Here is a 23,989-nt window from a genome sequence, read left to right on the forward strand (position 1 = left end):
CGCCGAATCCGCCGGTTCAAGTCTGTAACAGGTGAGTGGGTGACGTCACACATGACGTCACCCCCACAGCACGGGACTCTAGGGTGGTTGCCGTCGTTGGGGTGAGTGAGGGCAACGAGGGCACTGGGGCAAGGGGAGCCCCCTGGGGATCCGGAGGATCACAGGCTGTGGGCAAGAGAAGGCGCGTCGACGAGCGGCGCAGCACACGACGGCCCGCCGTCGTCGGCGGCATGGTCGCCGTCGTCGTCGTCGGGGCCGGGATCGGCGTCTACGCGCTCTACGGCGGCGCGGCGGCCGGGGCCGGAACGGCGGCGAAGCCGAAGCCGGTCGTCAAGACCGGCCCGCTGTCGGCGACCGAGGTGACCACCGCGGCCCGTACGTTCCTCACGGCCTGGCAGCAGGGCTCGGTCGCGAAGGCGGCGGCCGCCACCGACGACTCCACGGCCGCCACCGCCCTGCTCACCGGCTACACCGAGGACGCCCGGGTCTCGGACGTCACCCTCACCGCCGGCCGGCGCACGGGCGACACCGTCGCCTTCTCGGTGAAGGGGACGGTGACGTACAAGAAGGTCAGCAAGCCGCTGTCGTACGACAGCGCGCTGACCGTCGTACGCCGGGCGAAGGACGGCCGGGCGACCGTCGACTGGCACGCGTCCGTCGTCCACCCCGACCTCTCCGACGGGGACACCCTGGTGACCGGCGAGGCGGGCAACCCCCCGGTCAGGGCGCTCGACCGGGACGGCGGCGAGATCACGGCCGCCGAGTACCCCTCCCTGGGCACGGTGCTGGACGGCCTGCGGGAGAAGTACGGCAAGAAGGCGGGCGGTACGGCGGGCGTCGAACTGCGGGTGGTGCGCGGCAAGGCGTCGAAGGCGAAGAAGGCCTCCGACAAGACCCTCCTGGAGCTCGGCAAGGGCACCCCGGGCACCGTGAGGACCACCCTGAGCCCGACCCTCCAGGCCGCCGCCGAGCAGCAGGTCGCGAAGACCGCGCGCGCGTCCGTCGTCGTCCTGCGCCCCTCCACCGGCGAGATCCTCGCGGTGGCCAACACCGGCCACGGCTTCAACACCGCGTTCAACGGCTCCCTCGCGCCCGGCTCCACCTGGAAGATCGTCAGCTCGTCGGTGCTCATCGAGAAGGGGCTGGCGTCGGCGGACAAGGTGCACCCCTGCCCGAAGACGTTCACCTACGGCGGCTGGAAGTTCCACAACGACGACGACTTCCAGATCAAGGGCGGCACCTTCAAGGCGAGCTTCGCGCGCTCCTGCAACACGGCCTTCATCAGCCAGGCGGGTGAGCTCGACGACGACACCCTGACGCAGCAGGCGCAGGAGGTGTTCGGTCTGTCGATGAACAACTGGGCCATCGGCGTCCCGTCGTTCGACGGCTCGGTGCCGGTGCAGTCGGCGGCCCAGATGGCGGCGTCCCTGATCGGCCAGGGCGGGGTGCGGATGAACCCGCTGAACATGGCGTCGGTCTCGGCGACGGTGAAGTCGGGCGCCTTCCACCAGCCGTACCTGGTCTCCCCGTCGGTCGACCACCGCACCCTCGCCACGGCCTCCCGCACGATGTCCGCGTCCACCCTGTCCCAGCTGCGCGAGCTGATGAACTACACCGCGGCCTACGGCACCGCCGCCGAGGCGATGTCGGGCCTCGGCCCCGACTACGGCGCGAAGACCGGCTCGGCGGAGGTCGACGGCCAGTCCCAGCCGAACGGCTGGTTCACGGCCTACAAGGGCGACCTGGCGGCGGCGGGAGTGGTCCAGGCCGGCGGCCACGGGGGAGACACCGCCGGGCCCATCGTGGCAGCACTCCTGAAGATGGGCGGCTGATCAGCGGCCCTAGCGCGCCACCGGCTCCCCCGCCATATAGGTCCGCCGCAGAAACCGCAGCAGCGCCTGCGCATCGAACTGCACCACCGAAACACCCTGCGAGGAGTGGAACTCGACGACCGCCTGCACCCGCCCGAGCGGCCACACCCGCACCTCCCCCGTCCCGGCCGGCGCCCGCAGCCCCTGCTCCAGCAGGGTCCGCGCGAACGTCCACTCGTGCCGGTCGGGCAGCCCCACCCGCACGGACCGCGGATCGTCCTCGGGGTCGTAGCGCAGGACGACGGGAACGGCGTCGCGCTCCTCCGCGACCAGGTCCGCGTCCGTGACGATGTGGGCTCGCTCGTACTGCTCGACTACGGACATCGGCCGGCCCTCTCACGCTGCGTGACCCAGGGGGAAGCTGTGTGTCGACTCCCCCTCCAATGTCGCATATTTTCCGGAATGCGCTCCTCCGAGCGGGGGTATCTCACATGTGCGATACGCCGCACGAAGCGCCTCGATTCACAAGCCCCTCGCTCTTGCGAACCATTCGCATTAAGCCTCTATCATCGACGGGTGCACGTACCCGACGGATTCATCAACGCCCCGACCTCCGCCGTGACCGGAGTCGTCGCCGCGGGCGCCATCGCCGTGAGCCTGCGCGGCGCGCGCCGTGAGCTCGACGAACGGACGGCCCCGCTGGCCGGCCTGGTCGCGGCGTTCATCTTCGCCGTGCAGATGCTGAACTTCCCCGTCGCGGCGGGCACCAGCGGCCATCTGCTGGGCGGCGCGCTGGCCGCGATACTCGTGGGCCCCTACACCGGCGTCCTCTGCGTGTCCGTGGTGCTGCTGATGCAGGGCATCCTCTTCGCCGACGGCGGGCTGACCGCGCTCGGCGTGAACATCACCGACATGGCGATCGTGACGACGGTCGTGGCGTACGCCGTCTTCCGCGGCCTGGTGAAGGTGCTGCCGCGCACCCGCCGCTCGGTCACGGTCGCCTCCTTCGTCGCCGCCCTGCTGTCCGTCCCCGCGGCGGCCGTGGTCTTCACGTTCCTGTACTGGATCGGCGGCACCACCGACGTGGCGATCGGCAAGGTCGCCACCGCGATGGTCGGCGTGCACGTGCTGATCGGCATCGGCGAGGCCGCCATCACCGCGCTGACGGTCGGCGCCGTGATCGCCGTACGACCGGATCTCGTGTACGGCGCGCGCGGCCTCCAGCAGAGGCTCAGACTGCGCGTGAACGGCGAACTGGTCGACGCCCCCGCCGCGCACCCGGCGCCCGCCCCGGCGCGCACCTCGCGGCGCACGCTGTGGGTGACCGGCCTGGTCACCTCCCTGGTCCTCGCGGGCTTCGTCAGCTTCTACGCCTCCGCGAACCCCGACGGCCTGGAGAAGGTCGCCGCCGACCAGGGCATCGACCAGAGGACCGAGGGCCACGCGAGCGCGGACTCCCCGCTCGCCGGCTACGGCGTCAAGGACGTCACGGACGCCCGGCTGTCCGGCGGTCTCGCGGGCGTGATCGGCGTGGGCGTGACCGTCGTCGCGGGCAGCGCGGTGTTCTGGGCGGTGCGCCGGCGCCGTACGGCGGACGCCTCCCCCACCGCCGTAGAGAACGTCTGACGGCGTGGGAGCGGGACACGCGCACCGGCTCTACCGGCACGGACACTCGCCCGTGCACGGGCTGCCGCCGCACACCAAACTCGCCGCCGTCTTCGCGTTCGTGGTCGTCGTCGTGTCGACGCCCCGGGAGGCGATGTGGGCGTTCGGCCTGTACGCCGTGCTGCTCGCCTCCGTCGCCCGGCACGCGCGCGTGCCCGCTCGCTTCCTCCTCAAACGTCTGCTGATCGAGGTGCCGTTCGTCGCGTTCGCGGTGCTGATGCCGTTCGTGGCGGAGGGCGAGCGGGTGGACGTCCTCGGGCTCTCCCTCAGCGTGAACGGCCTCTGGGGCGCCTGGAACGTCCTCGCCAAGGGCACCCTGGGCGTCGCCGCCTCCGTGCTCCTGGCGGCCACCACGGAGCTGCGGGAGCTGCTCCTCGGCCTCCAGCGCCTGAAGCTGCCCCCGCTGCTGGTGCAGATCGCGTCCTTCATGATCCGCTACGGCGATGTCATCACCGACGAGATGCGGCGGATGCGGATCGCGCGCGAGTCGCGCGGCTTCGAGGCGAAGGGCGTACGGCACTGGGGCGTCCTCGCCAAGTCGGCGGGCGCGCTGTTCATCCGCTCCTACGAACGCGGCGAGCGGGTGCATCTGGCGATGGTCAGCCGGGGGTACGCCGGTTCGATGCCGGTGATCGACGAGGTGACCGCGTCCCGGGCGCAGTGGTCGTACGCCCTCGCCCTGCCGGTCGCCGCCCTGGTCGTCTGCGTGGTGGGATGGACACTGTGACTGCTTCACCGACTGCTTCACTGGAGGTCTCCGGCCTCGCCTTCGCCTACCCCGACGGCCATCAGGCGCTGTTCGGCGTGGATTTCAGCGTCGCGCGCGGGGAGCGGGTCGCGCTGCTCGGGCCGAACGGCGCCGGCAAGACGACCCTCGTGCTGCACCTCAACGGCATCCTGACCGGCGGGGCGGGCACGGTGACGGTCGCCGGACTGCCCGTCGGCAAGCGGCACATGGCGGAGATCCGCCGCAAGGTCGGCCTGGTCTTCCAGGACCCGGACGACCAGCTGTTCATGCCGACGGTCCGCGAGGACGTGGCGTTCGGTCCGGCCGCCGCCGGGCTGAAGGGCGCGGAGCTGGAGGAGCGGGTGGACCGCGCGCTCGCACAGGTCGGCATGGCGGAGTTCAAGGACCGCCCGCCGCACCACCTGTCGTTCGGTCAGCGCCGCCGGGTCGCCGTCGCGACCGTCCTGGCGATGGAGCCGGAGATCCTCGTCCTGGACGAGCCGTCCTCCAACCTCGACCCCGCCTCGCGCCGTGAGCTCGCCGACATCCTGCGCTCGCTGGACGTGACCGTGCTGATGGTCACGCACGACCTGCCGTACGCCCTGGAACTGTGCCCGCGCTCGCTGATCCTGAGCGAGGGCGTGATCGCCGCGGACGGCCGCACGGGCGAACTCCTCGCCGACGAGGCACTGATGAACGCGCATCGCCTGGAGCTGCCCTTCGGGTTCGACCCGCGCTCCGTCACAATGGGTGCGTGACAGATGGGCGCGTGACCGACGAGAACCGGACGGCCGAGCGTACGCCGCTGCTCGACGAGCAGTTGTGCTTCGCGCTGTACGCGGCCCAGCGCGCGGTGACCTCCGCCTACCGCCCGGTCCTGGACGAGCTGGGGCTCACCTACCCGCAGTACCTGGTGCTGCTGGCCCTGTGGGAGCGCGGCGAGACCACGGTCAAGGAACTGGCGGCGGCCCTGCGGCTGGACTACGGCACGATGTCGCCGCTGCTGAAGCGCCTGGAGGCGGCGGGCCTGGTCCGCCGGGAGCGTTCGGAGCGCGACGAGCGCACGGTCCTCGTCGCCTGCACCGGCCGCGGCGACGAGCTGAGGAGCCGCGCGGCCCGCGTCCCCGGCGCCCTGATGACCGCGACCGGCCTGGAGGCGGCCGAGGTCGCCCGCCTCCGCGAGGAACTCTGGGGCCTCGCGGAGCGCGCCCACGGCGCGTCGGGCCGCCCGCGCTAGCCCGCGCGAGCTGAGGTTACCCGCGGTTACCACCCCCTGCTGGATACACCCCGACCTACCGGCCGGTACCTTGTGCACGATGTAATTGGGGAACGTTTCTGGGGGAGGGGTCCCGCTGTGAGCGAAGGTGCCGCCGTCGACGCCGTCGACACCCGTCCGACGAAGATCATGTACGTCGCCGAGGCGACCGCGCACGGAGGACGCGACGGGTATGTGACCAGCCAGGACGGCCATATCGAGCTGAAGGTGGCGATGCCGCCGGAGCTGGGCGGCGACGGCAACGGCACCAACCCGGAACAGCTCTTCGCGGCCGGCTACAGCTCCTGCTTCCACAACGCGCTGATCCTCGTCGGCAACCGCGCGGGCTTCGACCTGACCGGCTCCACGGTCGCGGCGAAGGTCGGCATCGGGCCCAACAAGACGAAGGGCTACGGCCTCGCGGTCGCCCTCAGCGTCTCGCTGCCCGTCCTCGACCAGGGCCTCGCCGAGAAACTCGTCGACGCGGCCCATCAGGTGTGCCCGTACTCCAACGCCACCCGCGGCAACATCGACGTGACGATTCTGCTGGGCTGAAGCCCACGCGCCCCGGCCCCGGCCCCGGCCCCGAAGGAATCCAAGGCGCACCCGCCGTGTTTCACTCACTGTCGCAAGCGAGTGAAAGGGTCCGGGCGTGAACATGAGCGCGAACGGTGCGGTGGCCGAGGGATTCGAGCCGGTCCGGGAGGCGTTCGTACGGAACTTCGAGACGCTCGGGGAGCGGGGCGCGGCGGTGGCCGTCTACCGGGACGGGCGCAAGGTCGTCGACCTGTGGGGCGGCACGCGGGACGTGGACGGCACGGCACCCTGGGAGCACGGCACCGCGCAGATCGTGCGCTCCGCGACCAAGGGCGTCGCCGCCGCCGTACTCCTGCTGCTGCACCAGCGCGGCCAGCTGGACCTGGACGCGCCCGTGGGGGCGTACTGGCCGCAGTACAAGGCGGCCGGCAAGGAGCGCACGCTGGTGCGGGAGTTGCTCGCGCACCGCGCCGGTGTGCCGGTCCTCGACCGGCCGCTGACGCCCGCCGAGGCCGCCGACCCCGATCTCGGCGCGGCGGCGGTCGCCGCGCAGGCACCCGTCTGGGAGCCGGGGAGCGACCACGGGTACCACGCGCAGACCTACAGCTGGCTGACCGGCGAGCTGGTGCGGCGGGTCACCGGGCGGCCGATCGGCGAGTGGATCGCCGACGAGATCGCCGGACCGCTCGGGGCCGGTCTGTGGCTGGGGCTGCCGCCGTCGCTGCACGCGCGCGTGGGGCGCGTCGGGCAGATCGACGCACCCGGGCCGGCCGGCGGGCTGCGGACCCGGCCCAAGCGGTCCGTCGCCGACGCCTACGCCGACCCCGCCTCCCTCACCCGCCGCGCCTTCGCCGCGATCACCCCGCTGCCCGACGAGAACGACCCCGCCTACCGCGCGGCCGCCCTGCCCGCCTCCAACGGCATCGCCACCGCCGACGGCCTGGCCCGCTTCTACGCCTCGCTCATCGGCGAAGTCGAGGGCGGGGTGCGGCTGTTCGCCCCCGAGACGGCCGCCCTGGCGCGCACCGAGCAGTCCGCAGGACCGGACCGGGTGCTGGTGGTCACCACCCGGTTCGGCCTCGGCTACATGCTGCACGGCGGTGCGTCCCCGCTGCTGTCCCCCACCTCCTTCGGCCACCCCGGCCGCGGCGGCGCGCTCGGCCTCGCGGACCCCGGGTCGGGCATCGCCTTCGGCTATGTCACCAACGGCTTCCGTACGAGCGTGACGGCCGACCCGAGGGCCCAGGCGCTGCTGCGGGCGGTCCGGACGGCGATCACCACCACCTGACGGACCTCAGATGTTGATCGAATGAGACGTCCGCCCCGACGCGTCGTCGATCTCCCCGTGGGCCTTCGTCAGCAGCTGCATGGCGAGTTCGTTGAGGGCGCGGGCGCCCGCTATCTCCTCGCCGACCCGGGGCTGGTTGCTGTCAATCCGGTGGCGGCTGGCGTGCCCGTGGGACCGTACCTCGGTCCCGTCGGGCAGCCGGACCAGCGCGGCGGCTCTCGTGTGCTGGTCGTCCTCCTTGAACTCCAGCTCGACGTGCCATCCCACAGCGGTGTGCATCATGTCGGTCACCTCCGGAACTCCTGCTTCCAGGGTGCTCCTCCGGACCGGCGCCCGCACCCACGCGGGCTCAGCCCGGCAGGACCGGCCCCTCGGGCACGTCGATGCCGAACTCCTCCGCGCAGATCCGCCGCACCTGGGCCTGGCCGGTCAGCTCCCGCTCGACGACCCGGCCGTCGGCGCCGGTGCGCACGAGCCGGCGGCCGTCCAGGAGGAGGTGGCCGCCGTCCGGGGTGAGGCGCAGGACGCGCGGACGGCTGCGGAACGGGGAGCGCGGGTGGGTGGCGATGTACCAGTTGGCGACCTCGAAGTCCGGCCGTGCGAAGGGCGCGAGGGTGAAGACGTACTGCGCCTGCCAGGCGTCCTCCGTACGGAACTCCAGCGACCACAGTTCCAGCGGCCCGTCGGAGGGGACCCGGACGAGCCGGTGGCGGCGTCCGGCGCCGCAGTGCTCGCCCGGGGCCAGCGGGACCGGCTCCAGCGGTGCGCCGGGGGCGCCGAAGCCGACGTCGGCGAGACGGGGCTGCCGGTCGCCGGGGGCCTCGACGAGCAGCGCCATGTGGGTCATCGGACGGTCCTCCGCACGCGCCGCGCCCAGCACCACCCGTGCCGCGAGCCGGGTCACCCGGAACCCGAGGGCCACCAGCACCTCCGCGAACAGCGTGCTCTGCTCGAAGCAGTAGCCCCCGCGCCGGCCCCGCACCAGCTTGGCCATCAGATCGGCGGGGGCCAGGGAGGGCACGACACCCCGCACGGGGTCCAGGTTCTCGAAGGGGAACGCGCGCACGTGCGCGTGGTGCAACGCGCGCAGCGTGCCCGCGTCGGCGTTCCGGCCACCGTGGTGGCCGATGCGCTCGCAGTAGGCGTCGAGGTCTTCACGGCTCAGGGAAGAGGGGTCCATGGCGGTCAACCGGCGTGCAGCATCAGGCCGATGCCCACGACCAGCAGACAGGCGGCGACGATGCGCCGGGCGCCGAACGTCTCCTTGAAGAAGAGGGCGCCGATGGCGGCGCCGACGATGATGGACGACTCGCGCAGGGCGGCCACGGGGGCCAGTTCGGCGCGGGTCTGGGCCCACAGGACGAGGGCGTAGGCGGCGACGGACAGGGCGGCACCGAGGAGGCCGAGGACGACGAAGGGGCGCAGGACGGCGACGGTCCCGCCGCGCCAGCGGGTGACGGCGTACGCCGGGATCACCGCGCCCTGAACGGCCATCAGCCACGCGATGTAGCCGAGGGAGGAGCCGGCGGCGCGCACCCCGAGGCCGTCGACGACCGTGTATGCGGCGATGGTCAGCCCGGTCGCCAGGGCGGCGCCGATCGCCGCCCGGTTCGGCTTCCGCCCGCGCAGGCCCCACAGGGCGACGCCGGTCAGGCCCGCGCAGGACAGCGCGATGCCTGCGGCCGCCCAGCCGCCCGGCACCTCGTGCGCGAAGACGGCGGCGAGGACGGTGACGACGAGCGGCGCGGAGCCGCGCGCGAGGGGGTAGGCCTGCCCGAAGTCGCCGAGCCGGAAGGACCGCATCAGCAGCGCGTAGTACGCGATGTGGATGACGGCGGAGCACAGCAGGTACGGCCACGCCCCGGCCGCCGGGAACGCGACGAACGGGGCGAGGACGAGGCCGATGAGCATGCCGCCGCCCGCGATCAGCGTGAAGCCGACCAGCTTGTCGGTGATGTTGTGCGCGATGGCGTTCCAGCCGGCGTGGGTGACCGCCGCCAGCAGCACGGCGGCGGTGACCAGTGGCGTCACGCGGTGCGCTCGCGGACGTCCACGACGGTGGCGGCCGCGTGGGCGACGAGGGCGTCCGGGGTCATGGGGAACACGGCGTGCGGATCGCCGGCGGCGGCCCAGACGACCTCGTGCGTGAGGAGACCGCGGTCGGCGAGGACCCGGGTGCGGGTGCGATGCCCGAAGGGCGGCACGCCGCCGATGGCGTACCCGGTGGTCTCGCGTACGACGCCCGCGTCGGCCCTCGTCACCTTCTCGGCGCCGAGTTCCTCGCGCACCCGCTCCACGTCGACCCGGGACGCGCCGTCCATCAGCACCAGCACCGGCACCCCGTCCGCCGCGAAGATCAGCGATTTGCAGATCTGGCTCAGCTCGCACCCGATCGCGGCGGCCGCCTCGGCGGCGGTGCGGGTCGCCGCCGGGAAGCGGCGGACCCGGGCGGTCAGATCGTCGAGCCCCAGCTCGGTGAGGGCCTCGGCGAAACGGGGGTGGGCACCGGTGGTGGTCGTCATGCACGGCACGCTAGCGGTCGCTGTAGGGGCCACGCGACGGAGTTACCCGCCCCGCCTCGTGCTCAGCCGTCGAAGCGGCGGCGGGAGTCCTCGATGTGCCCGAAGTAGCGGTAGGTCCACTCGCACATCCCGTCGACCGTGGCCCGCAGTCCCCGCCCCGCCTCGGTCAGGGTGTACTCGACGCGCGGCGGCACGGTGGGGTGCACGGTCCGCACCACCAGGCCGTTGCGCTCCAGCATGCGCAGGTTCTGGGTGAGCATCTTGTGGCTGACGCCCTCGACCTCGTCGCGCAGCCCGCTGAAGCGCAGGGTGCGTTCGCCGAGCGCCTCGATGATCAGCAGCGCCCACTTGTTGGCCACGTCCGAGAAGATCTCCCGGCCGAGCGAGTCGGCCCTCCTCAGGTCCGCCTGCTCGTCGGGCGTGCCCGTGTACTGCTTGGTCACCATCAGGTTCCCCAGTCACCGAAAAGTGCGTTCTTCCATGTCAGCGCTCACTCTCCTACGGTTTCCCAGTAACCACAAGAGAGCACGACCGCTCCTACGGAAGGCAGGCGCCCCATGCCCGTCACGCTCGTGAATCCGCCCGGACTGCCGAAGACCGACGCCTACAGCCAGGTGTCCGTCGGGACCGGCTCCCGGCTCGTCTCCGTCGCCGGGCAGGTCGCCTGGGACGCCGAGGGCACCACGGTCGGCGAGGGCGATCTCGCCGCCCAGGTCGAGCAGTGCTACGTCAATGTCGGCGCCGCCCTCGCCGGGGTGGGCGCCGGCTTCGACGACGTCACCCGGCTGACCGTCCATGTCGTCGACTGGACCCCGGAGAAGATGCCGGCGTTCATGGCGGGCGTCGCCCGCGCAGCGGGCCGGATGGGTGTCACCGCGACCCCGCCGGTCACCCTGCTGGGCGTCGCGGCTCTGCACATCCCCGAGCACCTGGTGGAGATCGAGGCGACCGCGATCCTCGACTGACGGACTCCCCCTAGACGCGCCAGGTGTCGGCGTACTGGATGTGCAGGCTGCCCGGTACCTGACGGCGGGTCCTCGCGTGCGGCCAGGGGCCGGGGCCCAGTTCGACGCAGTAGTGCGAGGCACCGGGGTGGCGGTGCAGGTAGGAGGGCGCCTCGTCGACGAGACCGCGCAGTGCCGCGCCGTGTTCTCTGAAGGCGGTGGAACTGCCGACGACGAAGAGGGTGTGCGCCGCGACGTGGAAGTCGAGGTGGTCGCGGTACTCCTGGTGGCGCCACCGGCCGTGGTCGACGTCCGTCTCGTCGGGGAAGTCCCGGTCGGGGGTGGACGCGGTGTGCGGCTTCCCCGCCCCGAGCCGTCCCCGTACCTCCTTCCAGGACGCGGTGGGGAACTGGAGGCTGTGGTGGAGCAGCACCAGGTCCAGCGCGACCGGTTCACCGTCGCCGGGCACGCCCTCGGGCGCCGCGTTGGCCCGGATCGGCAGATACACCAGCGAGTGCGCGGACCGGGCGGCCAGCGCCCACAGCTCGACGAGCCGCCCCGCGCCCTCCCGGTCGGCGTACATCGACAGCCAGTGCCGGTCGTCCCGCAGGGCCAGCCGTACGGGGGCGGGCGCCGCCCGGATCACCCGCAGCCCGGTACCGCCGCCCTGCCGGACCTGGTGTATCCGGACGCGCGTGCTCATCCGACGCCGGCGAGAAACCCGGTCCAGGTGACGGGAGAGACGGCGAGGGTGCCGTGGGCGGGGTTCTTGGAGTCGCGGATGTGGATGGTGGCGGGGGTGGTGGCGACTTCGACGCAGTCGCCGGGCTCGCCGCTGCTGCTGTAGCTGCTCTTGAACCAGCCGAGTTCCGTGGCGCTCATGGTCTCCCCAGCGCTTTCTCGATGAAGGCGAGTGACTCCCTCGGCGGGAGGGCCTGGGCTCGGATCATCCCATAGCGCATTTCAAGGATACGAAGATCCCTCGGACTTGAGACGGGGCGACCGTTGAATGCTCCCTCGGAACGCCCGATCGCCGTGCCGCCGTCGAACTTGAGACAAAGCTGAGCGCAGGCGCCGGATCGTCCCTCCGGAAGACCGCGGCGCGGTCCGGTCGCGCGGCCACCTCGCGCTCGATGACTTCCGGCAGAGGGGCGGCTGCGTCATCTCGAACAGCGCCTTCGCGTATGCCGGCGTCTGCAACAGACCGTGGATGTTGTGGTTGCTGTACAGCAGTTGCTCGACGGCCCGCGCCTCCAGGTCCGCGAGTCGCCGCACCTTCTTCGGGTACCGCGCCTTCCTCATGTCCTCCATGAACACTCGCGGATGCCCCTGGGCCCTCAGCGGCTCGTCCGCCCTGTCCACGAACTCGGGCCGGGGAATGCGATGTCCGCGTTCCATCTTGCGGATCAAGTCCTCGCCGTGGCCCATGAACTCGCCGAACTCACCGGGCCGCATCCCCGCCGACTCCCGGCACACCCTCAGCAGGCGTCCCACCGCCTGTACGACCGGCTCGATCTCGTCGCCGGGCTCGACGTCCCAACCCGACTCGTCCACAACCTCGTTCATGACCACCCCCAACGCGCAGGCGTACCCCGACGACACGCACGACAGCCCGGACAACGCGGGACAGAGGGACGGCACACGACGGCGCGCCCGCCCCTGGCAGAAGGGGTCGGGCGCGCCGCCGGTGCGGGTGCGTCAGTGGCGGTCGCCACGGTCGCCGCGGTGGTCGCGGCGGTCGTCGCCGTGGTGGCGGTAGTCGCCGCGGTGGTCACGGCGGTCGTCGCCGTGGTGGCGGTAGTCGCCGCGGTAGTCACGGCGGTCGTCGCCGTGGTGGCGGCCCCAGCCGTGGTGGCGGCGGCCGCCCCAGGACTCGTCGTCGACGAAGCGGTCGCGGTCGTTGCGCAGGGTGACCGTGTCGCTGCGGTCGTCCAGCACCTCGCGGCGGCGGTCCTGGAACAGGTCGGTGCGGGTGTCGCGGCCCTCACCGGTGTGAATCCGGACGGTGGCGCGGGGGGCCAGGCGGTAGTCGCCGAACGTGTAGGTGTCGCCGTCCCGGTTCGACAGCGTCCACTCGTCCAGGTTGACCGCGTGGCGGGTGGTGTTGGTGAGCTCGACCCACTCCTTGTTCAGGGAGCGGTTGGAGCGGTCGTCACGGCCCGGTGCGTCGTACTGGACGGCGCTGATCTCCACCTTCGGCCGCTCGGCGCGGGGGTAGCCGGCGGCGGACGCCGGGAGCGCCACGGCGCCGACCACGGCGGCGGCCGCGAGGGTGGCGGCAGCCAGACTGCGGGCGGAAACAACGGAAGCGGACACAAGGTCTCCTAGTTTTGTGCGAGTTACGACCGCATCGGCCGCAGAACCCACACTTGACCATCACACGTCCCGCAAGCATCCGATTGACGCCTCACGTTACGAATCATCCATATTTCAGTGACAGTAACCTTCTATGTCCATCTATGTACTGAACGCTCTGAGTCGTTGTCAGATCTACCCTCCGGGCGGTCGCGGTGATCCGCCGTCACCCGAAAGTGGGTCACAACGGGCGAGGAGAACAAAAAGCCGGTGAGGGCGCCCCGTCCCCACGGAACCCTCACCGGCGGTCTTCACCCGAGCGGTCGGATCACGCCCGTACGAGCTCCCTGTCCTCGTCGGGGTCGGTGTCCTTGGCGTCGGCGGAGGTGCGCAGTCCCTCGCCCTCGACGTCCACGTTGGGCAGCGCGCGGTCCAGCCACTTCGGCAGCCACCAGGCCTTCTTGCCGAGCAGGGCGAGGACCGCGGGGACGATCGCCATGCGGACGACGAAGGCGTCGAAGAAGACGGCGATCGCGAGGCCGAAGCCGATCATCTTGATCATCGACTCGCCGGAGCCGATGAAGCCGGCGAACACGGCCATCATGATGACCGCGGCGGCGGCGACCACCCGGGCGCTGTACCTGAACCCGGTCACCACGGCCTGGCCCGGGCTCTCGCCGTGGACGTACGCCTCGCGCATCCGGGTCACGAGGAACACCTCGTAGTCCATGGCCAGGCCGAAGACCACGCCGACCATGAAGATCGGCATCATCGACATGATCGGGCCGGTCTCCTCGACGCCGATCAGGCTCGCCAGCCAGCCCCACTGGAAGACCGCGACGACGGCGCCGAGCGCGGCCAGCACGCTGAGCAGGAAGCCGAGGGCGGCCTTCAGCGGGACCAGGATCGAGCGGAAGACCACGATCAGCAGGAGGAAGGCCAGGCCCACCACCAGGGCGAGATACGGGATCAGCGCGTCCGTGAGCTTCTGCGAGAAGTCGATGTTCATGGCCGTGGTGCCGGTGACCAGCACCTTGGCGTCGGTGTCGGCGGTCACGCCGGTGCCGGCGTCACGGATGGCGTGCACCAGGTCCTCGGTGTCGGTCGAGGACGGCTTGGAGTCCGGGATCACCGTGATCATCGCGGTGTCGCCGGCCTTGTTGAAGGTGGCGGGGGTGACGGTGACGACGTCCTTGAGGCCCTTGACCTCGTCGCTCACCGCGGTGGCCGCGGCCTGGGGGTCGGCGCTGCCCTTGGCGTCCACGACGAGCATGAGCGGGCCGTTGAAGCCGGGGCCGAAGCCCTCGGAGAGCAGGTCGTAGGCGCGGCGCTGGGTGGTGGACGTCGGCTGTGAGCCGTCGTCGGGCAGGCCCAGCTCCAGCTGGGTGGCGGGCAGGGCGATCGCGCCGAGGCCCACCACGCCGAGCAGGAGGACGGCGACGGGGCGGCGGACGACGAAACTGGCCCAGCGGGCGCCCATGTTGGGCTTCGCGGCCCCTCCCGCGGCCCCTCCCGCGGCCCCTGCCGTGTCCTCGGCGGTACGGCGGCCGAACCGCTTGCCCTTCTCGCCGGCCGGCTTGACCTTGCGGCCCGCGTAGCCGAGCAGCGCCGGGATCATGGTGAGGGCGATGAGGACGGCGACGACGACCGTGCCGGCCGCCGCGAGCCCCATCTTGGTCAGCATCGGGACGCCGACGACGGAGAGTCCGGCGAGGGCGATCACGACGGTGAGGCCGGCGAAGACGACGGCCGAGCCCGCGGTGCCGGTGGCGCGGCCGACCGCTTCCTCGCGGCTGCGGCCCTCGGCGAGTTCGGCGCGGTAGCGGGAGACGATGAACAGCGCGTAGTCGATGCCGACGGCGAGGCCGATCATCAGGGCGAGGGTGGAGGTGGTGTCGCCGAGGTCCAGCGCGCTGGCGAGCGCGGTGATGGTGGAGACGCCGATGCCGACGCCGATGATCGCGGTCAGCAGGGGCAGTCCGGCGGCGACGAGCGAGCCCAGCGTGACGACGAGGACGACCGCGGCGAGGGCCAGGCCGATGATCTCACCGGTGGCGGCCTGATCGGGTTCGGCCTGGAGGGCGTCACCGCCCATCTCGACGGTCAGTCCGGCGTCCCTGGCCTGGTCGGCGGTGGTCTCCAGGGCCTCCTTGGAGGAGTCCTTCAGCTCGACGGAGGAGACCTCGTACTTCACGGAGGCGTAGGCGACCGTGCCGTCCTTGCTGACGGCGTTCGTCGTGTAGGGGTCGGTGACGGAGACGACTTCGGAGCCGTCGCCCAGCTCCTTGACGGTCTTCTCGACCGTCGCCTTGTGGGCGGCGTCGGTCATCTTCTCCCCGTCGGGCGCCTTGAAGACGACCCGCGCGGTGGCGCCGTCGGCGCTGGAGCCGGGGAAGCGCTGTTCCAGCAGGTCGAAGGCCTTCTGGGCCTCGACGCCGGGGATCGAGAAGGAGGAGGACCCCGCGGCGGGCGCGGAGGCGGCACCGACGCCGGCGAGCGTCAGCAGGGCGATCCAGAGCAGCGCGACGAAATGCCGCCGCCGGAACGAGAACCGGCCGAGTTTGTAGAGGAACGTGGCCACGGAGGCGTTACTCCCGGTCAGGTCGTGGGGTGGGGGGCCGACACGGGCCCCGAGGGCAGGGGTGATCACCTGGGCGGGGAGGCAGGGGTGATCGGCCCGACGACGTGAGCGGTGACGTCAGGTGGGGCTGCGGGGAAGGGTCAGCGGGTGGGTGCGCCGAGGGCAGGGAGGACCACGGCGTCGATGTACGAGGTGAGGTAGGCCCGGGTGGGGGGCCGGTCGTCGATCAGCGCCCGGGTGGCGAAGGCCCCGACCATCATGGGGATCAGGAACTCCAGCGCCGGGCAGTCCGCGCGGATCTCGCCCCGGTCGACGGCCCGTTGCAGGACGCGCCGGAACGCGGCCATCTCGGGTTCCACCAGCTGGCTGCGGAACACCTCGCGCAGATGCTCGTCGTTGTGGATCGCCATGGCCACCCCCCGCATCAGCGCGGAGTTGCGCTCCATGGCGCAGTCGTCCTCGCGCGCCATCAGCGCGTGCAGGTCGCCGTGGAGCGTGCCGGTGTCGACCTCGTCGGCCAGTCCCGGCTTGTCGTGCTTGATGGCCTTCACCACCAGCTCGGCCTTGCCGCCCCACTGGCGGTAGAGCGTGGCCTTGCTGGAACGGGTGCGGGCGGCGACGGCGTCCATGGTCAGGGCGTCGTAGCCGACCTCACGGAGCAGATCGAGCACGGCGCCGTACAGCTCGGCCTCGCGCTCGGGTGTGATCCGACTGCGACGCGCGGTTGCGGTCTCGGTCATCCCGCTCACCTTTCGGCTCCGTCACCCAGTGGTCCCGTACACCTATGAAGATACCCCGAGACTCAACGAAACGAAACCGTTTCGTACGTGTGCTGACTCACGTCCGTGAAGAGCGGATAAGAGCGGGCGGGGGGCGCCGAGAAGTTGCCCGGCCCGTTTCGCCGGAAAAGCATGGGGAGGTGAGCTATCTGCGCCTGCCCCATCTCAGCGGTGACCTCCTGTGCTTCGTGGCCGAGGACGACCTGTGGCTGACCCGGCTGGACGGTCCGGACCGCGCCTGGCGGCTCACCGTCGACCGCACGAAGACCGGACACCCCCGCTTCTCCCCCGACGGCCGCCACATCGCGTACACGAGCTGGCGAAGTCTCGTCCCCGAGATCCACCTGGTGCCGGTGGACGGCGGACCGGGACGCCGGCTGACCTACTGGGGCAGCCCCGACACCCAGGTGTGCGGCTGGACCCCGGAGGGCGACATCCTCGCCGTCGCCTCCCACGGCGAACCCTTCTCCTACTTCACCTGGGCCTACAAGGTCCCCACCGACGGCTCCCCCGGCAGCAAACTGCCCTGGGGCCCGGTCTCCGACATCCAGGTCGCCGACCTCGACGACGAACGCAGGACCCTGTTGCTGACCGGCACTCCGCCGCACGAACCCGCCGGCTGGAAGCGCTACCGGGGCGGCGCCACGGGCCGCCTGTGGCTGCACGGACAGCGCCTCCTGGAGAACCTCGACGGCCACCTCCACTCCCCCCTCTTCGCCGGCGGCCGGATCGCCTTCCTCTCCGACCACGAGGGCGTCGGCAACCTCTACTCCTGCGCCCACGACGGCTCCGACCTGCGCCGGCACACCGACCACGACGCCTTCTACGCCCGCCACGCCGCCACCGACGGCACGCGCGTGGTGTACCAGTGCGCCGGCGACCTGTGGCTCGTCGACGACCTGGCCGCCGGCTCCGCACCGCGCCGGATCGACGTACGGCTGGGCGGGCCGCGGGCCGGCCGGCGCCGCTACCAGATCCCGGCCGCCCAGCACGTGGACGGCCTCTCGGTCGACGAGACCGGGCGGGCGAGCGCCGTCGTCGTCCGCGGCAGCCTGTACTGGCTGACCCACCGCGACGGACCCGCCCGCACGATCACCGACACACCCGGCGTACGGGTACGGCTCCCCGAGATGCTCGGCTCGGGCGGACAGCTCGCGTACGTCACCGACGCCGAGGGCGAGGACGCCGTCGAGATCGCCTACCTCCCGCGCGCCAGCGGGGACCGCGAGCCGCGCCGGCTGGCCTCCGGGGAACTGGGCCGGGTCCTGGAGATGGTCGCCGACCCGGACGGCGAGCGGCTCGCCATCGCCGCGCACGACGGACGGCTGCTCCTCCTCGACACGAGCGAGGACTCCGGGAGCGCCTCCCGGACGGAGTCCGGGGCAGGCGCGGTCACCGAGCTGATCACCTCCGTCAACGGGCCCGTCCGCGACCTCGCCTTCTCCCCCGACGGGACCTGGCTGACCTGGTCGCACCCCGGCATCGGCAGATCCCTGCGGCAGATCAAGATGGCCCGGATCCCCGGTGTGGGACAGGGCGAGCGGCTGATCGTCGACGTGACCAACGGCCGCTTCGAGGACGAGAACCCCGTGTTCACCCGGGACGGCCGCTACCTCGCCTTCCTCTCCTGGCGCGGCTTCGACCCGGTGTACGACGTCCACACCGGCGACCTCTCCTTCCCGCTCGGCTGCCGCCCCTACCTCGTCCCGCTGTCCTCCGCGACCCCCTCTCCCTTCGCCCTCAACCCGGAGGGCCGGCCGGCCGCCGGGGGGCTGGACCCGGTGGAGGAGGACGAGGGCGGCGACGGGACCGTGACCGTGGAGGTCGAGGGCCTGGAGAGCCGGGTCACCCCGTTCCCCGTCCCCGCCTCCAAGTACTCCTCGCTGCACCCGGTCGCGGGCGGCGGACTGGTCTGGCTGCGCTGGCCGATCTCCGGCGCGCTCGGCGAGACCTTCGCCAACCCGGACGACATGAGCGGCCGGCCCACACTGGAGTACTTCACCATCAGCAAGGCCAAGAAGTCCGAACTCGTCGGCCATCTCGACTGGTTCGCGCTCAGCGGCGACGGCTCCCGGCTCGTCGTGGTCGACGAGGGCGATCTGCGGGCCGTGCCGTCGAGCGAGTCCGGCGACCTCGACACCACCGTCTGGATCGACCTGCGCCGCATCATGCACGAGGTGGACCCCGGCGCCGAGTGGCGGCAGTCGTACGAGGAGGCGGGCCGGCTCATCCGCGCCTACTTCTGGGACCCGGGGATGTGCGGCATCGACTGGGACGCGGTGCTCGACCAGTACCGCCCGCTCGTCGAACGGGTCGCCTCCCCCGACGAGTTCGCCGACCTGCTGCGCGAGGTCCTCGGCGAACTGGGCACCTCGCACGCCTACGTCACGCCCGCCCGCCGCAACGAGGGACCACCGCACTACCAGCGCCGGCAGGGCCTGCTGGGCGCCAACCTCGTACGGCGCGACGGCGGCTGGACCGTCAAGCGCATCCTGGCCGGCGACTCCTCCGACTCCAAGGCACGCTCACCCCTCGCGGGCACCGGCATCCGCGAGGGCGCGGTGCTGACGCATGTCGACGGCCGCCCCGTGGACCCGCTCCACGGCCCGTATCCCCTGCTGGCGGGGGCGGGCGGTACGACGGTGGAGCTCACGTTCACCCCGGCGGAGGGCAGCGCGGGGCGCGCACGGCGCGTGGCCGTGGTCCCCCTCGTCGACGAGCGCCCCCTGCGCTACCAGGACTGGGTCGCCAAACGGCGCGAGGTGGTGCGGGAGCTGAGCGGCGGCCGGTGCGGCTACCTCCACATCCCCGACATGGGCGGCTCCGGCTGGGCCCAGTTCAACCGCGACCTGCGCATGGAGGTGTCCCGGCCCGCGCTCATCGTGGACGTACGCGGCAACGCGGGCGGCCACATCAGCGAACTGGTCGTGGAGAAGCTGACCCGCACGATCCTCGGCTGGGACCTCACCCGCAACGCCCAGCCGGTGTCGTACGCCTCGAACGCCCCCCGCGGCCCGGTCGTCGCCCTCGCCGACGAGGCGACCTCCTCGGACGGCGACATGATCACCGCCGCGTTCAAGCTGCTCAAGCTCGGGCCGGTGGTGGGGCAGCGCACCTGGGGCGGAGTCGTCGGCATGACCGGCCGCCACCAGCTCGGCGACGGCACCGTCATCACCGTCCCCATGAACGCGGCCTGGTTCGACGCCTACGGCTGGACCATCGAGAACCGCGGCGTCCTCCCCGACCTGGAGATCCTCCGCACCCCGCTGGACTGGGCGGAGGGCCGCTACGCCCAGCTCGACGACGCGGTCCGGCTGGCCCTGGACCTCCTCGACACCAACCCCCCGGCGTCCCCACCGGACTACAGCGCCGTACCGGACCGCTCCCGCCCGAAACTCCCGCCCCGCGCCTGAGGCCCCACCGGGCCGGCGGCGGCGAGCAGCGGCCTGCCTGCGACGGCGAGCAGCGGCCGCGCCGCCACCGCCGCCCCGTCGGTGCGGATGCCGTCGTGGGCCGCCCCGATGCCCAGGGCGGCCACCCGGCCCGCCCCGTACGGCGGCGGGTGTTCGTCCGGCAGGATCCACGCACCGGTGTGCGCGACGTCGAGCTCGGGGTCTCCCGCCACGGCCCCGGGACGGGTCGGCGGCCGGCCGGGGACGGTCGGTGAAGACGCACGCGTGGACGTCGTCCACCGGCGGCGGCCCGACCGAGGCCCGACGGGCGTTGAGCGCCCCGCCGTGCAGGGTGTCGAAGGTCCGGGCGTTCGGATCCCACAGCACCCGGTTGTCCGTCTGCGTCGGCGGCGCCGTCGACCGCACCGCGAGCGCCACCACACGCAGGGTGCCCTCCCCCGGAGGGAAGGGCACCCCACGTTCACGGCCGAAGCCCGGCGCAGCGACTACACGTCGTAGTCCTGGTTGAGCCGGTCCTCTTCCTCGCGCTGCATCCGCTCCGTCTCCGGGTCCGTCTCACGGCGGCGGCCACGCTGCTGGACCTGCTCCTTGGCCTGCTGGGCCTTCTGCTTGGCCTGCTGCTGCCACTGCGGGGACCGGTCCTGCGCCTTGTCCTTCATGCCCATGTGGGTTCACTCCTGTAGGGAGATGAGGGGTTCGGGCCCCGTGGTGGGGCCTCGACCAGATTCACACGGGCGGACACGCAGCGCATTTCGATCAACTACGGTGCGTAGCACGGGCCGCCTCGTCGGCCGCGCCGCCCGCTCCCACCAACCCCGTCCGCATCCCCTGCAACCTGGGCGCGAACCGCCTCATCTCCCGCTGCCCGACGGTCCCGATGATCCCGGGAAGGCAGCCGCGTACGCCCTGCATCCCGCGCAGCCACCACTGCCCGTACACATGGGACGACCGCCGCTCTATGCCGGCGACGATCCGGTCCACCGCCGGCCCGAGCGGATACGTCTTGTTCGACGGCCACGGCAGCCGCTGCCGCAACTCCCGCATGACCTCCTCCTGATCGGCGCCGCGCACCATGTCGGTGTCGGTCCAGGACAGATAGCCCACGCCGACCCGCACCCCCCGGTGACCGACCTCGGCGCGCAGGCTGTGCGCGTACGCCTCCACACCGGACTTGGACGCGCAGTACGCGGTCATCATCGGCGCGGGGGTGATCGCGGCGAGGGAGGCGATCTGGAGGAGATAGCCGCGGCTCTCCAGCAGCACCGGGAGGAAGGCGCGGGCCGTGACCGCGGAGCCGATGAGGTTGACCTCGACGACCCGGCGCCAGGCCTGCGGGTCGGAGTCGACGAACGGACCGCCGGACGCCACACCGGCGTTGGCGACCACGACGTCCACCTTGCCGAAGCGTTCCTTCACCTCCGCCGCGACCCGGGTCATCGCCTCGTGGTCGGTGACGTCGGCGTACCAGTGGCCGCTGTCGCCGTGCAGCCGCTCGGAGACCTGCTTGAGCGCGTCCGGCTCCAGCCCCACCAGCGCGATCGTCGCCCCGCGCGCGGAGAGCTTGCGGGCGAGCAGCTCACCGACCCCCCGCGCGGCACCGGTGACGACGACGACCTGTCCCTCGAGACCGACCCTGCTCATGCGCCCTCCTTCGACTGCGTGTACGTACGGACGAGTTCCCGGATCCTGCCGGTGACCACCTCGGGCGCCTCGACCGGCGTCATGTGGCCGAGCCCGGGCAGCTCGGTCACGCCCAAGGAGTGCGGCAGCGCCGCCGCGATCCGGTGGGCGTGCACCGGCGGGGTCAGCCGGTCCCCGGTGCCGACCACGACGGCCGTCGGCACCCGCAACTCCCCCACGGCGTGGTCGAGGTCGAGCACACTCAGCACCCGCGACCAGGCGTGCCGCACCCTGCGCGGGCAGGCGTGCACGATCCGGGCGCACGTCTCCACCAGGTGCGGGGCGGAAGCGGCGCCCATCGTGGCGTACTTGAGGATCGACTTCGCGACCGGGGTGACCGGCCCGAGGGGCGCCCGCGAGCCGAGGACCCGCCCGGTCAGCCAGGTCCGCAGCCGGCCCGGCCGCAGCGGCAGGACGGTGGACTCGGCGACCAGGCGCGAGGCGCCGGTGCTGCACAGCAGGACGGCGGCGGCGTGTTCCCGCATCCGGGGGCGCGCGGCGGCTGCCAGCACGGTCATGGCGCCCATCGAGTGCCCGGCGATCACCGCGCGTTCCCCGGGCCCGAGGGTCGCGGCGAGCACCGCTTCCAGGTCGTCGGCGAGCGCGTCCGTGCTGCACACCAGGGACGGCGGGGTGCGTCCGTGGCCGCGCTGGTCGTAGGCGACGACCCGGTGGTCGGCGGCGAGGTCCCCGATCTGGGCCGCCCAGAAGGCGGTGGAGCAGGTCCAGCCGTGGGCGAGGACGACCGGGGGCGCGTCCTCGGGGCCGTACACCTCGACGTGCAGCCGGGTGCCGTCGGCGGAGACGGCGGTGAGTTCACGGGCGGGGCTCGTGCTCATGCTCACGCTCATGCAGTGACCTCGCTCTTCCCGGCGCCGTCCGGTGCCTGCGCCACCGGGGCGGGCGCCCGCAGCAGCTCGTACTCCGCGAGATCCACCCGCCGGGTCGCGCGCCGGAACTCGCTCGTCGTGCCCGGCCAGACGGTGGTGTTGCGGCCGTTCGCGTCGAGGTACCAGCTGGTGCAGCCGCCGGTGTTCCACACGGTCCTCTTCATACGTTCCTGCACGCACGCGTTCCAGGCGTCGACCGCGCCGGGCCGGGCGTCGAGGGCGGCGCGCCCTCCGAGGACGCGCAGCTGCCGCAGATAGTCGGCCATGTAGTTCAGCTGGGACTCGATCATCAGGATCATCGAAGAGTTCCCGAGGCCGGTGTTCGGGCCGATGATCGACATCCAGTTGGGGAAGCCGGCGGCGGACGCACCGCGCAGGGCGGCCATCCCGTCCTTCCAGCTCTCCGCGAGGGTCTGCCCGCCGGCGCCCACCACCCGCTCGGCGATCGGCATGTCGGTGACGTGGAACCCCGTACCGAAGACGATCACATCGGCCTCGGCCTCGGTGCCGTCGGCCGCCACCAGTGTGGAGCCGCGGATCTCGCTCAGCCCGCTCGCCACGACGTCCACGTTCGGCTGCGCGAGGGCCGGATAGTAGCTGTTCGACAGCAGGATCCGCTTGCAGCCGATGCGGTAGTCGGGGGTGAGTCTGGCGCGCAGGGCCGGGTCCTTGATGGAGAGGGCCAGGTTGAGCTTGGCGAGCCGCTCGACGAAACCGAGTTCGTTCGGGTGCTTGGTGAACGCCTGGACCTGGAGCTCACGGATGCCCCACAGCAGTCCGCGCCGCATCCGCGTGGTGACCGGCAGGGCCCGGTGCAGGGCGCGTTCGGCACCGCTGACGGCCCGGTCGACGCGGGGCATCACCCACGGCGGGGTGCGCTGGAACAGGGTGAGCCGCGAGACGCCCGGCTGGAGGGCCGGCACGATCTGGATCGCGGAGGCGCCCGTGCCGATCATCGCGACCCGCTTGCCGGTGAGGTCGTGGCCGTGGTCCCAGCGGGCGGAGTGGAAGACCGTGCCGGGGAAGGTGTCGAGGCCGGGGACGTCCGGGACCTTGGGGTCGGACAGCGGCCCGGTCGCGGAGACGACGACGTCGGCGGCGTACCGTCCGCCGCTCGTCTCGATGTCCCAGCGCAGCTCCTGCGCGTCCCAGGTCATCCGCCGGACCTCGCAGCCGAACCGCAGATGCGGCCGCAGGCCGAACGTGTCCGTGACGTGCTCCAGATAGGCGCGGATGTGCTCCTGCCCGGAGAACGTGCGCGGCCAGTCGGGGTTGGGCGCGAAGGAGAAGGAGTAGAGGTGGGAGGGCACGTCACAGGCGCATCCCGGGTAACTGTTGTCCCGCCAGGTGCCGCCGACGCTGTCGGCGCGCTCCAGCACGACGAAGTCGGTGATCCCCTCGCGGCGCAGCCGCACGGCGGCCCCCAGTCCGCCGAACCCGGACCCGATCACCGCCACCCGCACGTGTTCGGTCATGCCGACTCCTCCTGCCGTACGACGCCACGACTCCCCACGACGCCACGACTCCTCGCGACCGCGCCAGTGAACACTGGCGCAATCGGACTGTAGAGCAGCTCCGTACTCAGCGGTAGGGTCCGGGGAA

Annotated in this window: 25 protein-coding genes and 1 pseudogene; 9 read left to right on the forward strand and 17 right to left on the reverse strand. The window is 72.2% G+C overall.

All coding sequences use genetic code 11. The annotated features are described in order from the left end of the window. The first annotated feature begins 167 nt into the window (after nt 1-167). Nucleotides 168-1,832: a penicillin-binding transpeptidase domain-containing protein gene (locus AQJ64_RS31185; protein ID WP_055633210.1), complete on the forward strand. Its 1,665-nt coding sequence runs from the start codon at nt 168-170 to the stop codon at nt 1,830-1,832. A 9-nt stretch (nt 1,833-1,841) separates the two neighbouring features. On the opposite strand, the gene AQJ64_RS31190 is transcribed toward AQJ64_RS31185, so the two are convergent. Continuing rightward, complete coding sequence (locus AQJ64_RS31190; protein WP_055633211.1) at nt 1,842-2,195, reverse strand: SsgA family sporulation/cell division regulator; 354 nt, start codon at nt 2,193-2,195, stop codon at nt 1,842-1,844. 192 nt (nt 2,196-2,387) lie between these two features. On the opposite strand from AQJ64_RS31190, the gene AQJ64_RS31195 reads away from it, so the two are divergent. From AQJ64_RS31195 to AQJ64_RS31220, 6 genes are all read left to right on the forward strand, one after another. Beyond that, complete coding sequence (locus AQJ64_RS31195; protein ID WP_055633212.1) at nt 2,388-3,437, forward strand: energy-coupling factor ABC transporter permease; 1,050 nt, start codon at nt 2,388-2,390, stop codon at nt 3,435-3,437. Between the two features lie 4 nt (nt 3,438-3,441). Continuing rightward, entirely contained in the window at nt 3,442-4,203 is a 762-nt protein-coding gene (gene cbiQ / locus AQJ64_RS31200; protein ID WP_055633213.1) for a cobalt ECF transporter T component CbiQ, read from the forward strand. Continuing rightward, nucleotides 4,191-4,961, forward strand: coding sequence for an energy-coupling factor ABC transporter ATP-binding protein (locus AQJ64_RS31205; protein ID WP_206189671.1), 771 nt, complete (start codon nt 4,191-4,193; stop codon nt 4,959-4,961). Before cbiQ ends, AQJ64_RS31205 begins: the two co-directional genes overlap by 13 nt. An 11-nt stretch (nt 4,962-4,972) precedes the next feature. After that, nucleotides 4,973-5,440, forward strand: coding sequence for a MarR family winged helix-turn-helix transcriptional regulator (locus AQJ64_RS31210; protein ID WP_055633215.1), 468 nt, complete (start codon nt 4,973-4,975; stop codon nt 5,438-5,440). A gap of 168 nt (nt 5,441-5,608) precedes the next feature. Then, on the forward strand, nt 5,609-6,013 hold the full coding sequence (locus tag AQJ64_RS31215; RefSeq protein WP_206189672.1) for an organic hydroperoxide resistance protein: 405 nt from the start codon (nt 5,609-5,611) through the stop codon (nt 6,011-6,013). A 103-nt stretch (nt 6,014-6,116) separates the two neighbouring features. Then, nucleotides 6,117-7,283 carry a serine hydrolase domain-containing protein gene (locus AQJ64_RS31220; protein WP_055633238.1) on the forward strand — a complete coding sequence of 389 codons (1,167 nt, stop codon included), beginning with the start codon at nt 6,117-6,119 and terminating at the stop codon, nt 7,281-7,283. 6 nt (nt 7,284-7,289) lie between these two features. Here the strand turns inward: AQJ64_RS31220 and AQJ64_RS31225 are convergent, their stop codons facing one another. From AQJ64_RS31225 to AQJ64_RS31245, 5 genes are all read right to left on the reverse strand, one after another. Next, complete coding sequence (locus AQJ64_RS31225) at nt 7,290-7,565, reverse strand: DUF1876 domain-containing protein (RefSeq protein ID WP_055633239.1); 276 nt, start codon at nt 7,563-7,565, stop codon at nt 7,290-7,292. A gap of 67 nt (nt 7,566-7,632) precedes the next feature. Beyond that, nucleotides 7,633-8,463 carry an arylamine N-acetyltransferase family protein gene (locus AQJ64_RS31230; protein ID WP_079062052.1) on the reverse strand — a complete coding sequence of 277 codons (831 nt, stop codon included), beginning with the start codon at nt 8,461-8,463 and terminating at the stop codon, nt 7,633-7,635. Nucleotides 8,464-8,468: 5 nt separating this feature from the next. Continuing rightward, nucleotides 8,469-9,314 (reverse strand): EamA family transporter, encoded by an 846-nt coding sequence (locus tag AQJ64_RS31235; protein WP_055633218.1) that lies wholly within the window; start codon nt 9,312-9,314, stop codon nt 8,469-8,471. Next, the gene (locus tag AQJ64_RS31240; protein ID WP_055633219.1) at nt 9,311-9,805 is read right to left on the reverse strand and encodes a YbaK/EbsC family protein; all 495 of its coding nucleotides are present in this window, start codon (nt 9,803-9,805) and stop codon (nt 9,311-9,313) included. Before AQJ64_RS31240 ends, AQJ64_RS31235 begins: the two co-directional genes overlap by 4 nt. 62 nt (nt 9,806-9,867) lie before the next feature. Further along, complete coding sequence (locus AQJ64_RS31245) at nt 9,868-10,251, reverse strand: winged helix-turn-helix transcriptional regulator (protein ID WP_055633220.1); 384 nt, start codon at nt 10,249-10,251, stop codon at nt 9,868-9,870. A gap of 111 nt (nt 10,252-10,362) precedes the next feature. Here AQJ64_RS31245 and AQJ64_RS31250 point away from each other — a divergent pair, with 111 nt between their 5' ends. Then, on the forward strand, nt 10,363-10,770 hold the full coding sequence (locus tag AQJ64_RS31250) for a RidA family protein (RefSeq protein ID WP_055633221.1): 408 nt from the start codon (nt 10,363-10,365) through the stop codon (nt 10,768-10,770). Nucleotides 10,771-10,780: 10 nt separating this feature from the next. On the opposite strand, the gene AQJ64_RS31255 is transcribed toward AQJ64_RS31250, so the two are convergent. From AQJ64_RS31255 to AQJ64_RS31280, 6 genes and pseudogenes are all read right to left on the reverse strand, one after another. After that, on the reverse strand, nt 10,781-11,452 hold the full coding sequence (locus AQJ64_RS31255; protein ID WP_055633222.1) for a hypothetical protein: 672 nt from the start codon (nt 11,450-11,452) through the stop codon (nt 10,781-10,783). After that, nucleotides 11,449-11,631, reverse strand: coding sequence for a DUF397 domain-containing protein (locus AQJ64_RS31260; protein WP_055633223.1), 183 nt, complete (start codon nt 11,629-11,631; stop codon nt 11,449-11,451). Before AQJ64_RS31260 ends, AQJ64_RS31255 begins: the two co-directional genes overlap by 4 nt. Beyond that, nucleotides 11,628-12,315, reverse strand: a pseudogene (locus tag AQJ64_RS31265) (Scr1 family TA system antitoxin-like transcriptional regulator). Before AQJ64_RS31265 ends, AQJ64_RS31260 begins: the two are co-directional and overlap by 4 nt. Before the next feature lie 132 nt (nt 12,316-12,447). After that, on the reverse strand, nt 12,448-13,005 hold the full coding sequence (locus AQJ64_RS31270) for a lamin tail domain-containing protein (protein ID WP_079062069.1): 558 nt from the start codon (nt 13,003-13,005) through the stop codon (nt 12,448-12,450). Nucleotides 13,006-13,372: 367 nt separating this feature from the next. Further along, complete coding sequence (locus AQJ64_RS31275) at nt 13,373-15,625, reverse strand: MMPL family transporter (RefSeq protein WP_055633225.1); 2,253 nt, start codon at nt 15,623-15,625, stop codon at nt 13,373-13,375. Nucleotides 15,626-15,765: 140 nt separating this feature from the next. Then, complete coding sequence (locus tag AQJ64_RS31280; RefSeq protein ID WP_055633226.1) at nt 15,766-16,365, reverse strand: TetR/AcrR family transcriptional regulator; 600 nt, start codon at nt 16,363-16,365, stop codon at nt 15,766-15,768. Nucleotides 16,366-16,544: 179 nt separating this feature from the next. On the opposite strand from AQJ64_RS31280, the gene AQJ64_RS31285 reads away from it, so the two are divergent. After that, nucleotides 16,545-19,817 carry a S41 family peptidase gene (locus AQJ64_RS31285; RefSeq protein WP_055633227.1) on the forward strand — a complete coding sequence of 1,091 codons (3,273 nt, stop codon included), beginning with the start codon at nt 16,545-16,547 and terminating at the stop codon, nt 19,815-19,817. Here AQJ64_RS31285 and AQJ64_RS50235 read toward each other — a convergent pair. The 5 genes from AQJ64_RS50235 to AQJ64_RS31310 all read right to left on the reverse strand — a co-directional run bounded on the left by AQJ64_RS50235 (nt 19,766) and on the right by AQJ64_RS31310 (nt 23,862). Next, nucleotides 19,766-20,029: a hypothetical protein gene (locus AQJ64_RS50235; RefSeq protein ID WP_055633228.1), complete on the reverse strand. Its 264-nt coding sequence runs from the start codon at nt 20,027-20,029 to the stop codon at nt 19,766-19,768. The genes AQJ64_RS31285 and AQJ64_RS50235 overlap by 52 nt on opposite strands. 273 nt (nt 20,030-20,302) lie before the next feature. After that, a complete protein-coding gene (locus tag AQJ64_RS31295) occupies nt 20,303-20,482 on the reverse strand; it encodes a hypothetical protein (protein ID WP_055633229.1) in 180 nt (59 codons plus the stop codon). A gap of 91 nt (nt 20,483-20,573) precedes the next feature. Continuing rightward, on the reverse strand, nt 20,574-21,458 hold the full coding sequence (locus AQJ64_RS31300; RefSeq protein ID WP_055633230.1) for an SDR family oxidoreductase: 885 nt from the start codon (nt 21,456-21,458) through the stop codon (nt 20,574-20,576). Further along, nucleotides 21,455-22,336 (reverse strand): alpha/beta fold hydrolase, encoded by an 882-nt coding sequence (locus AQJ64_RS31305; protein WP_240512568.1) that lies wholly within the window; start codon nt 22,334-22,336, stop codon nt 21,455-21,457. The genes AQJ64_RS31300 and AQJ64_RS31305 overlap by 4 nt, the downstream gene beginning before the upstream one ends. Nucleotides 22,337-22,344: 8 nt before the next feature. Then, nucleotides 22,345-23,862 (reverse strand): flavin-containing monooxygenase, encoded by a 1,518-nt coding sequence (locus AQJ64_RS31310; RefSeq protein ID WP_055633232.1) that lies wholly within the window; start codon nt 23,860-23,862, stop codon nt 22,345-22,347. Between the last annotated feature and the right edge of the window lie 127 nt (nt 23,863-23,989).

Origin of the sequence: Streptomyces griseoruber (genome assembly GCF_001514205.1) — a bacterium.
Taxonomy (GTDB): domain Bacteria; phylum Actinomycetota; class Actinomycetes; order Streptomycetales; family Streptomycetaceae; genus Streptomyces; species Streptomyces griseoruber.